The sequence below is a fragment of the Alteromonas sp. ABH2_165 genome (assembly GCF_056159945.1).
This window is the reverse complement of record NZ_JBSWWF010000001.1, coordinates 419,829-433,522: the sequence shown is the minus strand read 5'-3', so window position 1 is coordinate 433,522 and position 13,694 is coordinate 419,829. Positions and strand designations below refer to the sequence as shown.

Annotated in this window: 11 protein-coding genes and 1 other RNA gene; 3 read left to right on the top strand and 9 right to left on the bottom strand. The window is 45.3% G+C overall.

Annotated features, from left to right (window positions below):
• Both ACXAFQ_RS01885 and ACXAFQ_RS01880 read right to left on the bottom strand, forming a co-directional pair.
• Positions 1-1,359: a MotA/TolQ/ExbB proton channel family protein gene (locus tag ACXAFQ_RS01885; protein ID WP_474817895.1), complete on the bottom strand. Its 1,359-nt coding sequence runs from the start codon at positions 1,357-1,359 to the stop codon at positions 1-3.
• Positions 1,360-1,365: 6 nt separating this feature from the next.
• A complete protein-coding gene (locus ACXAFQ_RS01880) occupies positions 1,366-2,133 on the bottom strand; it encodes a DUF3450 domain-containing protein (RefSeq protein WP_474817894.1) in 768 nt (255 codons plus the stop codon).
• A gap of 704 nt (positions 2,134-2,837) precedes the next feature.
• Here ACXAFQ_RS01880 and ACXAFQ_RS01875 point away from each other — a divergent pair.
• A complete protein-coding gene (locus tag ACXAFQ_RS01875; protein ID WP_474817893.1) occupies positions 2,838-4,394 on the top strand; it encodes a sulfotransferase family protein in 1,557 nt (518 codons plus the stop codon).
• Here ACXAFQ_RS01875 and ACXAFQ_RS01870 read toward each other — a convergent pair.
• The 4 genes from ACXAFQ_RS01870 to ACXAFQ_RS01855 form a co-directional block, all read right to left on the bottom strand.
• On the bottom strand, positions 4,384-5,394 hold the full coding sequence (locus tag ACXAFQ_RS01870; RefSeq protein ID WP_474817892.1) for an aspartyl/asparaginyl beta-hydroxylase domain-containing protein: 1,011 nt from the start codon (positions 5,392-5,394) through the stop codon (positions 4,384-4,386). The two genes, ACXAFQ_RS01875 and ACXAFQ_RS01870, sit on opposite strands and share 11 nt — an antisense overlap.
• 41 nt (positions 5,395-5,435) lie before the next feature.
• Positions 5,436-6,317 (bottom strand): sulfotransferase family protein, encoded by an 882-nt coding sequence (locus ACXAFQ_RS01865; RefSeq protein ID WP_474817891.1) that lies wholly within the window; start codon positions 6,315-6,317, stop codon positions 5,436-5,438.
• Positions 6,307-7,212 (bottom strand): class I SAM-dependent methyltransferase, encoded by a 906-nt coding sequence (locus ACXAFQ_RS01860; RefSeq protein WP_474817890.1) that lies wholly within the window; start codon positions 7,210-7,212, stop codon positions 6,307-6,309. The genes ACXAFQ_RS01865 and ACXAFQ_RS01860 overlap by 11 nt, the downstream gene beginning before the upstream one ends.
• A gap of 169 nt (positions 7,213-7,381) precedes the next feature.
• A complete protein-coding gene (locus ACXAFQ_RS01855; RefSeq protein WP_474817889.1) occupies positions 7,382-10,039 on the bottom strand; it encodes a TonB-dependent receptor plug domain-containing protein in 2,658 nt (885 codons plus the stop codon).
• A 675-nt stretch (positions 10,040-10,714) separates the two neighbouring features.
• On the opposite strand from ACXAFQ_RS01855, the gene ACXAFQ_RS01850 reads away from it, so the two are divergent.
• Complete coding sequence (locus ACXAFQ_RS01850; RefSeq protein WP_070126978.1) at positions 10,715-10,996, top strand: late competence development ComFB family protein; 282 nt, start codon at positions 10,715-10,717, stop codon at positions 10,994-10,996.
• A gap of 20 nt (positions 10,997-11,016) precedes the next feature.
• On the opposite strand, the gene ffs is transcribed toward ACXAFQ_RS01850, so the two are convergent.
• Positions 11,017-11,113: signal recognition particle sRNA small type (gene ffs / locus ACXAFQ_RS01845), an RNA gene on the bottom strand.
• 92 nt (positions 11,114-11,205) lie between these two features.
• Positions 11,206-12,261: a Glu/Leu/Phe/Val dehydrogenase dimerization domain-containing protein gene (locus ACXAFQ_RS01840; RefSeq protein WP_474817887.1), complete on the bottom strand. Its 1,056-nt coding sequence runs from the start codon at positions 12,259-12,261 to the stop codon at positions 11,206-11,208.
• A 196-nt stretch (positions 12,262-12,457) separates the two neighbouring features.
• Between ACXAFQ_RS01840 and ACXAFQ_RS01835 the strand changes: the two genes are divergently transcribed.
• Positions 12,458-12,925: an Lrp/AsnC family transcriptional regulator gene (locus ACXAFQ_RS01835; protein ID WP_070126980.1), complete on the top strand. Its 468-nt coding sequence runs from the start codon at positions 12,458-12,460 to the stop codon at positions 12,923-12,925.
• A 71-nt stretch (positions 12,926-12,996) separates the two neighbouring features.
• Here the strand turns inward: ACXAFQ_RS01835 and maiA are convergent, their stop codons facing one another.
• The gene (gene maiA, locus ACXAFQ_RS01830; protein WP_474817886.1) at positions 12,997-13,653 is read right to left on the bottom strand and encodes a maleylacetoacetate isomerase; all 657 of its coding nucleotides are present in this window, start codon (positions 13,651-13,653) and stop codon (positions 12,997-12,999) included.
• Positions 13,654-13,694 lie beyond the last annotated feature (41 nt).

Genomic DNA, 13,694 nt, shown 5'->3' with positions numbered 1-13,694 from the left:
TTACGCTTTCTCCGACTCTGAGTGAGCTGCGATGATACCCGCAGTCTGCTCGTCAAGAACGTGTACGATAGACTTGCTGCGCGATGCAACGATGCTGTGAGTAAGGATCAGAGGCAGAGCCGCGATGATACCTTGAGCAGTAGTTACAAGTGCCATTGAGATACTACCAGCCATCATTTTCGGGTCGCCCGTACCAAACAGAGTAATTGTTTGGAAGGTTTCGATCATACCGATAACCGTACCTAATAGACCCAGCAGAGGGGCAATAGCAGCGAAGATTTTGATTACGTTGATACCGCTCTCGATAGAAGGCAATTCTTTCAGAATGGCTTCATCAAGTTTCAGTTCAAGGCTTTCAGCGTCAGCACCTTTGTTGTCTTTGTAAACCATCAGGATGCGACCCAGTGGGTTGCTGGTAGACGGGTTACCTGGGTTTTTCTGTTGCGATTTGATTTTCGCACCAACTGCACCCAGTTGAATCATCTTGAATACGCCGATCAGCAGACCGATGATAAGCATACCAGTAATAACGTAACCTACTACGCCACCTGCATGGTAACGCTCAGCCATAGTGGCTTTTTGCTTCAACAGGCCAAGGATAGCGCCTTGTGAAGGGTCAGCGTAGAAACCTACCAGACCAGAGTTAGCAGCAACCAGGTCCTTAGCAGAAGATACCAGGTAACCGTCTGGTTGACGGCCCAGAGGCTGAACTACATCGTTCATGTCGTCGTAAGTCAGGTAACCTTCTTCACCGATAAGGTTGAAAGAACCAACACGTACAACTTCCTGCTCAGAAGAACCACCGTCCAGATTAACTACTTCAGTAGTGAATCGAACAACTTCACCGCCCTGAGTCATTTCAGTCTGCAGTGCGAACCACAGGTCTTCCAGCTCAGAGATGTTAGGCAGACCTTTAGACTCTTCAGACATTTCTGCCAGGAAGTCGTCACGGCCAGGATACTGTGCACTTACGATAGAAGTAGAGATACGACCGAATGCTTCAGAAGAAGCTTGACGTACCACACCGAACATTTCACCCAGAGTACCCGTTGCCTGGTCCAGCTCTGCAGCTTTTTCGTTCAGTGTTGTTTCGTTGTTAGAAAATTGCTGTTGCAGACGATCGCCACGGTTTTCTTCCGCTTGAAGGTCTGATTGTGCTTTTTTCAACAGAGCTTGCTTGTCAGCACGTGCAGATTGGAATTCTGCTTCACGCTGCTGGTTAATTTTCGCTTCTGAAACGCGGTTTTGTTTAACCTGTTCCAGCAGGTCCTGCAGGCTCACTGCTTCTTGTGCTTGAGCACCAGAAGCCACCACTGCCATTGTTGCAGCGGCTACAAGAGATTTGAATACTGGTTTCATTAACACTTACTCCGCTGCTGCTTCAATTGGTAACTTAAGAAGATCTGGTGGAATAGTACCCTGAGCCATTTTCACTGCAATAACAGTAGAGGCCAGGTATTCGTCACCCAGTTTTTCCCATGTACGAGCTTCGTTGTTCCATACCCACGCGTGAGTTTGGTCAAGAGACAAAGCCAGCAGAGCAGTACGGCCCAGGTTAAAGAAGTCAACAGTCTGTTCAGCACCGTCAACGTCAATTGTACCCTGGTAAGAAGACATCTTCGTGCCATACTCAACTTCAACCAGATACGCTTCGATTACCTGACGGAATTGCTCAGAAACCGTAACGTTAGAATTAGCCATCAAGTCACGCAGACGCTGTACGCGCTCGCGACGTTCTTCAAGGTGGATTGGAGAATCCAGCTCGATGAATTTTTCTAGGCTATCGATCATGCGGAACATAAGCGGAACGATGCCCTGCTTAGTTGCTTCGATGCTATCGATTTGACGTTGCAGTGAATCGATACCACGTTGCTGGTCAGCAACCAGGCTAGCGATATAATCGTTATAAATCTTCAGATTTTCTGTCTGATCCACAACTGAACGGTATTCAACAAGCAGTTCTTGAGACTGTTCGAACAGCGTGTTGATTTTTTCTTGAGATTTCGCTGCAGCAGCATGAATCTTCGCGTCTTCTTTTTGAAGATCGGATAGCTCCACTGCAGAGACAGCTGCACTACCAGTAAGTGCGAATGCACCGATCACAGTAGAAGCAATAAGAGTTCTCTTGCTCATCTTGGACATAGTTCCCAACCAAATTTCTTATTTGAATCCTCGCGCGATACATTAAGTAAATGTTCGAGCCAGGGGCGTAAAAACTTTATCAATGTTTTTAAGGAAGGTAGTGTTTAGCGCCAAAACGCCAACACTACGAACTCCAATACTCACACGGATCAATGGAATGAGTCAAGTAACACTGTCTTAACACGGCTGTTAATCTTGTCTGAACGATTAGACTTTAACCAATCTGGATATGGTCGTACCAGAAAAGTGTGCTGAAAAGGCTGTAAGTTAGCCTTTCTTAGCGGAATTTCACCGCGTAATCAGTGCATTCTCTTCATACTTTGGGTTAATAACTGTTTTTCGGAAATCTCATTCTTCCCTGACTAGTTCTACGTTAAGACGCCTATTAGTTAACAGAACGTTAGAGAGTTTTTGTATGTTTGATTCTTTAATTACTTTTTTTGCCCAAACATTCTATTTCGCCAAGATTTCGATGTGAATATTCGTCTTTTCCTACGTCAAATGACGTAGTTATAAAACAACGCTTTTTGTTTTTAGTGTTTGTTTTGCGACCAATCTATTGCCTTCCGCGATTGTTAGCAGAGCCGCGTTAGAAAGCAGCGAAAGTGTCAGCTTTATAAATGTTGTTTTTGTCTGGGTTTTATTTTCACAATCTGCCGTTCAGGCTATGATGGATATTTTTGCGGAGTATCTCAGTGCAGCCTAATGATGTGGCATTGCTAAAGGAAGCGTTTGGATTAGTGAATCGCGGGCAAGTTGCAGAAGCCCTCAACAAGGCAGATGCTATAAAGAATCCTGCAGCGAACGCGGTGGCTCAAGGCTATGCCCTGTTTCGTTCTGGCGACATCATCAAGGGTACATTCATGCTCCGTTCAGCGGTGCAAGCAGGGCCTGAAGGTGAGTTAGTCGATATATTGATGAAGTTACTCATTCAATTTGAACTGCACTACCCGCTCTTCAAATTACTTTGCGCTGTCTCACATCAGCACCCCCACTTAACCAATGAACAACTGTATCATTTGGTATTAAGTGGCCAGGCTACGGGTAATATGGCTGACTCCGCACATTGGCTAAAGAGACTTCGACATCAGGCCACACAAGCGAAGGGCTTGGACCTGCTTGAAGGTCACTATGCCAAGTCTTTTGCTCAAATTGATTCTGCAGCTAATGCCTATCGACGATTCATTAATGAGTGTCCCCACGCTTCAGGTACCGGGCTATGGTCCCTTTGCGATTTAAAAGGCTTTCGATTTTCTGACACCGACGCTTCACTCGCCGAGTCGGCATTAGCGCAACTCACAGATCCTTTGCAGTCTGGCTTGGTCAATTTAGCGTTATCAAAAGTTCAGGCTGATAAAGGGGAAACTGCAGCGGCTACTACATTATTACAAACAGGAAATAGTTTACTGTGTCGTGTCCGCCCTTTTCAGCGAGAAGCGTTTGTCTCTTTGATTCAGGCACTACTTTCCCAACCGTACAATGCTGATAAAAAGCATCCCCAAGGAGGTAATTTACTGTTCGTTTGTGGCCTTCCCCGTTCAGGCACAACACTCATTGAACAAATTCTTGCAAGTGCTGAGCAAGTGGAAACAACCAATGAATTGCCATTCATGGAAAGAATAGCGTTGCATCTACAGATGACTGGCAGAAATCCAGCTTCTCCGGTATCTGAAAACGACAAAGCCGCGCTGAGAGAATTCTATTTGCAGCAAGCCCGCGACTTCGTCACTTTACCCGATGGTATGTTGATTGATAAAAACCCGAATAATTTTATCCATCACCAATTGATCACGCAGCTTTTCCCCACCGCCAAGGTGATTAATATTCTGCGTCCTGTCACGGATAACATTATCGCGCTGTATCGCCAGTATTTCATGAGTGGGAATGAATATGCCTACAACATTGAACATATTCTGACTTACATAGAAGGGTATTACGCTCTATTACAGCATGCACAACAGCAACAGTGTTCACCATATATTATCGACTATGAAGCACTGGTACACGAGCCACAGCAAGAAGTGAAGAAACTATTCACTTATTGTGGTTTGCCCTACTCAGATTCAAACCTGAACTTCTATCAGCAGTCCACGCCTGTCCTTACACCGAGTGCAAGTCAGGTAAGACAACCCATATCGGCATCATCCTTAGGCTCAGGCGACAAATTCAGCGAATTACTCGCACCTTATCAAGCGCGAGTAAATAAGCTAGTTGAACAACGAGCAGAAATATTAGCCAATGCTAAAGTGTGATATTTCCGCTGTCGTCGGTATTCATAGCTGCGAGATAGTCGTTTTTAACTTCAACATTAAGGGCGGGATCTATCATGCAAAATAAGAACATCCGCGGCGCCTGAGTTCCGTTCGCAAGCTTTAATCGAGTATCAAATTTACGGACTGATTCGAAAGCGCGGTTACGACAATTATGGTAGTGAGGCCACCCAGCCTCCGTTAAGCCAAACTGCGTCCAAAGCACGCGCCAATCTTGGCAGAAGCCTCTGACTATTTTTCGAAACTCGGCTGCATCCTCGGCTGAATTATTAGGGCTGCGGTCTAATTCATCGAACAATTCATACGCTAAGCCTTCCATTTCTCCCGGTGACATCACCAAGGGCGCATTATACTTCTCGGTATAAATTGGCGGTTGAGTTGACGTTTCAAAAGGAATATTTGTAAACGCAGAGCGTGGTGTTTTCTCTGCTTCGCCGGGGCAATTGCCCTTTTCAGATAACGCCCAAAAGCGACTAGAACCACAAATGTCGATAACCAGGTGAACGCGAAACACGTCTGACGCATTGCACACTCTATGGTATTTCCAAGAGTCAAAAATCCAAGCTTCCCCTGCTTTCATGTTTATTTCTTTATCGGCGCAGTAAAATGTCACCGACGGTTCTGTGACAATAGGTACATGAATGCGAACACGTCGAAACCAGTGGTAATTAATATCAGAATGCAGCGGTACTTCAGCGCCCGGAGATAGTCCCATTAATCTTGAGCGACCTATGACTTCACCAAAGCTACTAATAACCTGGCGTAGATATGGCGACGATTGAAGATACGACGTTTCTTTCATCTCTCCTTTGAAGTCGTTATTGTTTTTGCCACCCACTGAAATAAGCGGAATAGAAAAGTTGCCATTGAAGCCTTCGTGGTGGGGTTTCCAGTCAGCTTGAGTAAATTTAGCCACTTCTTTTTTGAGTTGCTCTACATCAAACAATAAGGGCAATTGAATAAATTCGTTTGTAAGCTTCATTGTGTTTTCTTTTACTTTTGCAGCTTAAGCTGAAATGACCATTAAGATACTTGTGTTACATGCAACGAAGGCAGTGCTTGTTCAGCTAACGCTAGATTAATTTTCTCAACCGTTGGTGATAGCGTCGATTGAACTGCACTTAACGCTTGCTGATGACGCAACCACTTATCTGCGCTTGGTGGCGTCAAAGTGAACTGTGAATAAGGCAGTGCTTCGTCACTAGTAACGAACTGGTGAGGTGCGAGTTTGTGAAAATCACAGATCCGTGCCAATACCTTTTGTGGTTCAGCAACCAAGTCTTCGTAGCGAACCAATACCGTATCGCCATTTTCCGAATAGTCCAGGTTGGTTAGAATTGATTGGTTGGCCACTTTCCACTGGTATGCAGCAACTTCAGCAAGGGATTGTCCTTTTAAAGTACGCCAGCCCGGCGGCAGAAATAATGACCAATGCGCGTCCCAACCGGGTAAAAACGGGTAAGTGACAAAGCGACCAGACTGCCAGGCATCCATGATACTGGCGATATTTTTAATTGGGTCCCTTACCAAGTGAACAAACCGCGCATCAGGAAATAGCTTCTTGAGAAACGGGATCCGCACTGCGTTTTTTGGTGTCTTTTCGAGTAGCCTTACGGATGCGTCTGAAGATGGACGCTCTTTGCTATAACTTACTATAGAAGATGCGAATGCGTTTCTTATCCGCTCAGTAATCTCTGGTGTCGCATGACCCTCTGTCAGTGCATTGCTGTCGAAATTATTAAATGGCGGCGAAAGTGATGGATTACTTTCGATTAACCCATGACTTTCTGTGCCTAATGAATAAAGCTCAGGGTGACGACTCAACGTTTCAAAAAGCAGCGTACTCCCACTGCGCGGCGCCGACAAGATAATAATAGGACGAACTATTGATACACTAGCTGGCATTAGCGTCTACCTTTATACCCAGTACATCTCCGTTGTCATCAACAAATGGGTCGATTTTAATGTCGTTAAATCCACTGTGAGTAAGTATGTTGACTAAGGCATTTTGCGCGTTTTCATCGAGAGCGGCTTGCGTTAAGTCAGATAAGCGTTCAATTTGCCCAGTGAGTTCATCCTCAAACATTTTAAGAATGATCTGTCTGTTATTGTAGTCGCGTTGAGGGTCGAAAAGCACCTGGCAGAATTGGGGAAAGTTTGTTGCATCCAGGGCATTGCGGTTGTCTGCTGACGCCTGACTAAACGCGTTTTGAAAACGCATTCTGTGCACCTCTACATCGGTATTATCGCGCAAGGCCAACACATAACGATTAAGTAATGCGAACAGTCCACACTCGGGTTTAGCAAGTCGCTCGGCCATTGCGAGGATACTGGCATTCGGCGCGACAATAGAAGATGTATCGCAGTGCATGATGCACAAAAGCTTACCATCTGTCTTCAATACTCTGGCTAACTCTTCAATTGATTGAGAGAAATTGGAATATTCGAGACCGAATTGAGAAATCACCATGTCGATAGTATTAGCTTCCAAAGGGAGTGCTTCAGCACAGGTTTGTTGAAGAAAGCTAACGTTAGGTTTCAAGAACTTTTTTGGAATAGTCAGTGAGGCAGCGTCAACGCCAATCATATTTACTTGCTCAGCAACCGGTGTACTCAGCAAAATGTCAAACATTGCGCCATTACCGCAACCGATATCGACTAGGGTTTGGCCAGCACGCAAACGCTTTGTGAAAGTATTTTCCCAGTGCGCGGCTAGCGCCCCCTGATACCCTGCGCCTTGACTATCACCAAAAGAAGTCAGATGTCCTTGTCGCCAATAATCCGTCCAGAAATCACTCATTATTATTATAAACCCTCAGACACAAACGGATGTGTATCTTTTAACTATTGAGGAGTCAGTTTATCGGGAAAAGGCAGGTATATAAAGATTGGAAAGAGGAATTACCCAACGAAAAAAGCCGCTTTGAAAAGCGGCTTTTGATAATTACACTACATTTAGCAAGCTAAACTTAGAAGCTGATGCGGTATCCAGCTTGAACGTTACGACCGATGTGGCCCTGTTGATACAGAGTATCGTCTACCCACAGGCCTGCGTCGTCATATACAACACCTTTGTCAAACAGGTTACGAGCGCCCAGAGAGAAGGTACCGTAATCAGTGAAGTACTTAACGTTAATATTGTGAACAACGTAAGTTGGGTTGTGGTTTTCAGATACATAACGGAAGTTTTGCGGGTTACCGTCAGCAACATCCAGGTAATCATCTTCTGCAGTATCGCTGATCACGTCAGTTGTCCACGCAACAGTCAGGTCAGCAACTGAGTAGTTAACACCGAATTGGCTTCTGTACTCAGGTTGGCCGGCGAAACCAGCGTAATCCTGAGAAGGACCACCGAAGTATACGTCGCTCTCAGAGCTCAGCATGTAAGTGGTGTTGTTAGTCAGACGGAAATCACCGAATTCAGTTTCCAGTGAGTACTCGATGCTGAAATCAAGACCAGTACGCTTCATTACCGCACCGTTTTCTGAACGAGTTACAACGTCTTCAAGAACAGAACCGTCTTCAGCACGTACCAGAGAAACGCCTGGATATGCAGCCATAAAGTCGTCCAGGAAACCACCGTATTCAGCATTGATCAGCGTCTGTACTGTGATGCTGTCAATCACGTTTTCAACGTCCAGGTTAAAGTAATCAAGAGACACAGACAGGTTTTCAACACCAGAGTACACGAAACCTACGTTGATATACGTTGATTCTTCTGGACCCAGGTTTTCATTAGATTCAATCAGGTTATCAAACTGACGGCTACGGCAATCAGTTACAGGGATACCTGCGTCACGACATGCTACGTAGTCAGTTGCAGAGGTCGCACTGAATGAAGTTGCTGCAAGCAGTTCGCTCAGAGACGGTGCACGGAAACCTTTAGAGTATGAACCACGTAGCAACAGGTCTTCCATTGGACGGTATTCAACTTTTACACTTGGTGTACCTTTCGTACCGAAGTCGCTGTAATCGTCGTGACGGTATGCAGCAGAAACTAAAATTTCGTCAGTAACTGGAGCAGAAATCTCATAGAAGAAAGCAGTAGTATCACGCTGACCTTCAGCAGTGTTACCCGCAGAACCACCGATCAGACCCGCTTCAGATTGTGCATCGTACTTAGAAGCAAAGTTTTGGTCGAAGTATTCACCACCAACATAGTGAATGATTTCACCACCAGGCAGTTCACCCAGAGAGAACTGAATACCACCGAAGATGTGGTCCATTTCGTTCTGGTCTTCTTGATAGATGGTAGAACGCATGTTGTTCACACCAGTTTCTGAACCCAGATCGATATCGTTCGCTTGGTTGTATGCAAGACCCGCATAGCTCAGGTAGTAGCGACCAACTTGACGGTAGTCCAGTTTAGCTTTGTGGTAAGCAATTTCCCACTCAACGCTGTCGCCGAAGAAACCAGAGAAACCAGCCATGTAATCTTGCTGATAGTCAGTTACCAGACCGTCGCGGTTACCGATCTGGTACCAACGCCAGTAACCTTGAACTGGTTCATCGTATGGGTTGTTTGTGCTGTTTGCAGGAACGCCGTTCCAAGGAGCAGCAGGAGGCGCATAACGACCGAAAGAATCGTTACGAGACAGCATTGCACGACCGAAGAACTCGATGTTGTCAGTCAGCGAGTAGTTTACGCTAGACATGATAGAGTCACGGTTAGTTGATGCCATGTTCGCAGATACGTTAGCATATGCGTAACCACACACTGAACCGTTACCGATACCAGAACCAACTAATTGAGTACCTTGGTCCAGTACGCCTACGAAACCAGGAACGTTAGCAGCCAGGTTGTCACAATCTGGAGAAGCTTCCAGACCATTTGGACCATAAAGCGTTGCACCGTAGTAGCTCACACCAACGGTTTCGTCGTAAATAGAGATCAGGCCGTCACCGTTTAAGTCTTCCCAAGAAGCCGCAGTGTACTCACGGTCAGAATCGAAGATCGCACCTTGTTCTTGGTGGTCATAAACGAACGTGATGTTACCTTTGTCGTTAGATACACCCGTTGCAATAGAGAATTGACGAGTATCCGCACCTTCGTTAGAAGGACGACCAACTTGAACATCGAAAGTTACACCTTCGTAGTTCTTTTTCAGGATTACGTTGATTACACCCGCGATAGCGTCAGAACCGTAGATAGCAGAAGCACCATCTTTCAGGATTTCGATACGCTCTACAGCAGCCATTGGAATGGAGCTTAAGTTAACTGATGAACCACCTAAAGAAGGTGAACCCGCCATACGACGGCCGTCGATCAATACCAGAGTACGGTCAGAACCGGCACCCAGCAAGCTAACAGTAGCTTGTGACTGAGCAGATGAACCTGAAGAAGGTACGAAAGAACCGAAGCTGTTAGCCGTTACGTTTTGCAGCGCGTCAGCAACAGATACACGACCCTGCTCAACGAATTGCTCAGTTGAGATGATTTGAACAGGACTTGCAGTTTCCATATCAGTTCTCTTGATACGAGAACCAGTGATAGCAATTTTTTCAACGTTGTCGTCAGCTGCTTCTTCTTGTGCAAATACACTTGAAGAACCAAATGTAGCAGCAGAAAGCGCACCGAAAGCGCAAGCCAGTTTCACAGACTTGGCCAGCTTAGAATTATTAAACATGTATTGTCTCCCTGGACCACTAAAATCGTTTAGTGTGTGTTATTAAATCGTTTATCTACGACTTATTATTAAAAGGTATAACACCTCACCGACGATAATAACCACAGAGTCAACAGAGGGTCAACTTACTTTGCGGAGCGAAGTTGCAAAAGTTCAAATTTTTTTTAAATTTTTACGTTATTAGGAAAACGATCATCTTCTAGTATGATTTTAAACACACTTTTAAGATAAGATTTATCATTTTTTTCTATTATTAGAATTTTCATCTCGATAAACCACAAAATTGCGGATAAAAGAGCTTCTTGCCATATCACATTGCAACATTACAAGAACAAATATATAACAACGATTATCATTAATCATAGGGTTGTAAATATAAATATACAAAAAACGTTATTTAACGCGGGAGCATCCCCAGATTAATTTTTCCACAATCATTAAAATTTAATCTTTAACCGCTATCGCCATTTGAATAGGTTAAGACGACGAAACAAGGAATATCGCATATTTTCTTTATTGTTATGCTTTTAGCCATCTCTTCTCGACATTTGCGTTAAAACGACTATACAAGTAAAAGCAATAATGCCGATTATCAGGTCGCGTTAGACAAAACATGATTTTGAGTAACCAACCTGTTAGGGCATGGAAGGGCCATTCTAAGCAAAGGATACAAACATGAAATTAGATGATGACATCCATAACTATTATGAACATCTGGTGTTGCAGCGTTTGAGTGAATTGGAATTGGACAAAACCAAATCAGCTGACTATCTAGCTGACGTCTGTTGCCTGGCACTTAACCAGGTACCACCGCGTTACATCCGCTTTGAAGTCGACATGGCTTTTTATTTGCCACAGAGCGAGCGTCAGCAAATGGAAATGAATGTAGAAAGTGCCGTTGAAAAGGCGATGCGCTATTTAGATCAAGCTAAAACGAAACGGACAACTGAAGAATAAACTTTGGGGAATTGGGTGGCGGGCCCCAGCCACATCCCGGCACATGAGTCGTCTGCTGCGGCTGCTCCCTTCCGGGCCTGACCGGGTTCACAGAGTATCATTGCGAGAGGACCAAGGCCCACCATTGAAACTTGCGGCTCCTGAAGATGCAAATTATGTTTGGCTGTCTTCAGGAGCGGCTCGCATTATGACGACTTGAGACCGAAGTTTCAAGCTTTGTGATTAAATCGTTCTTCTGCAATGACATTTGCCACGATATTGGTGGCTTTTTCATCACTTTCCGCGCGCTGATAAATTTCTTTCAGCGTATCGCCAATCTGTTCAATATGGGTGCGTAATGCTTCACTCGAAGATGTCATACGTTGATGATAGATATCAATAACGCCACCTGCGTTAATCACATAATCCGGCGCGTACAAGATACCGCGCTGGCGTAAGGCTTCCCCCATTGTCTCTTTTGCCAGCTGATTGTTCGCCGCACCCGCAATCACTTTGGCTTTGATTTCAGGCAGCGTTTCATCATTAATAGACGCGCCTAAGGCACATGGTGCAATTACATCCACGTCTAACGAATACAGTTTCTCAGGGGCAACGGCCTGGGCACCAAATTCCTGTACCGCGCGTTCAACGCCCTCCGGAAAAATGTCAGTAACGAAAAGTTCAGCGCCATGCTCATGCAGATGTTTAGCCAGACGATAACCCACATGTCCTACGCCTTGAATTGCCACACGTACACCCTTCAGATCAGTTTTAAGTGCATATTCTACTGACGCTTTAAGGCCGGTGAACACGCCGTAGGCAGTAGACGGCGCTGGATTACCATCAGGCGTTTCATTGTTGTAGTGATATTGTGCACTCACACCGGTGATGTAGTCAGACTGGGTGGCCATGGTTTTCAAATCACCTACTGCAATACCCGAATCTTCGGCAGTAAAATACTTACCGCCCAGTGAATCCACGAATCGGCCCATGGCCAGCATCATGTCTTCAGACTTTTGTTTGCGAGGATCACCGATAATGACCGACTTCCCGCCACCCAACTTCAGGTTCGCCATCGCCGATTTGTAGGTCATGCCTTTCGACAGTCTCAACACGTCTGTTAGTGCTTCCTGGCTATCGATGTAAGGCCACATTCTACATCCACCCAGTGCTGGCCCAAGATTGGTATTGTGCACAGCTATAATCGCTTTCAAGCCTGACGGCTTGTCATGATAAAAGGCAACGTGTTCGTGACTATCGAACTCAGGATGTTCAAAAACTGACATGAAAATGGTTCTTCTCTAAGCGGGTTAAATTGCGGCTATATTAGCCGAACATGACGAGGACAGATTTTGCATTGTTGGTCACGGAAGTTTACAAGCGGAAATATGGTTATTCAGAAGAACTATAGACTAGGATATATATCCTAGTATTATGGAAGTGTTATAATAATTATCATAGACCTAACGAGAAGCCTGATTCATGAAATTAGATAAATTTGACCGCGAAATTCTTCGCGTGCTTCAACAGGACGCAACCGTATCGATGGCCGACCTGAGCCAGAAGGTCGGATTGTCACATACGCCTTGCTGGCGTCGCGTCAAACGCATGGAATCCGAGGGGATCATCCTGCGTAAAGTTACCCTTTTAAATAGCAAAAAACTCAATCTGGGTGTTTCCGTTTTTATCTTTGTCACCCTCAAAAACCATGACGGCGACTCCCTCAACGATTTTGAAAATGCGGTGCAATCGATTGACGAAGTGGTTGAATGTCATACAACCAGTGGGGAGAAGGATTATCTTCTTAAAGTGGTCGTAGAGAGCATAGAAGAGTATGAATATCTTCTTAAGACAAAGCTAACCCATTTACCTCTGGTTGATCACCTCAGTTCTACGTTTGCACTGAAGCAAGTGAAGAACACCACAGAGTTACCCATTAAGAGTCAGTAACAGAAAAAAGCCCGTGAAAACGGGCTTTTTTGTACCTTTAGTCGTGGTGTCTGCCAAATGGCATCGCCGAATTATTCCGGACAGTCCGGCTGATTTTCAGGCCGGGCTTTCTCAAAGGCTTCCAGCGCCTGACAATTCGCAACAATTTTTTCGATCAGTGGATAAGGCGTCATATCCAGGTTAAATCGTTTGGCAATATAAACCTGCGGTACCAGGCAAACATCAGCCATGGTTACATCGAAATCAAAACAGAACTTCCCAGCCTGTGTCTGCAAGCGACTTTCAATGGCTTCAAAACCCAGTTTCGACCACTTGCGTACCCAGGCGCCAACTACTTCGTCGTCGGCATCGAAATCATCACGAAGCGCATTCAGCACACGCAGGTTTCCTAACGGCTGCATTTCCATTGCGATGTCGTGAGAGAGACCACGAACCCGTGCCCTTTCCAGCGCGTGTTGTGGTAACAACCGCGGCGTTTCCGGGTAACGCTCATCAAGATATTCAATAATGCTCAGAGACTGATTCAGTACAAAATCTTCATCGTCATCCACCAGCGCTGGCACTAACTGGGCCGGATTTAAGCGGGTGAAAAGTTCGTGGGTTTGTTCACCGCCCTCTTTCACCAGATGAACCGGCACATATTCGTAATCCAGTCCTTTCAGATTCAGCGCAATGCGCACCCGGTAAGTTGCAGAAGAACGCCAGTAACCGTAAAGTTTCAGACTCATGTTTCACCCTTCTTTCATTCACCGCACTCTCATTATGTTAG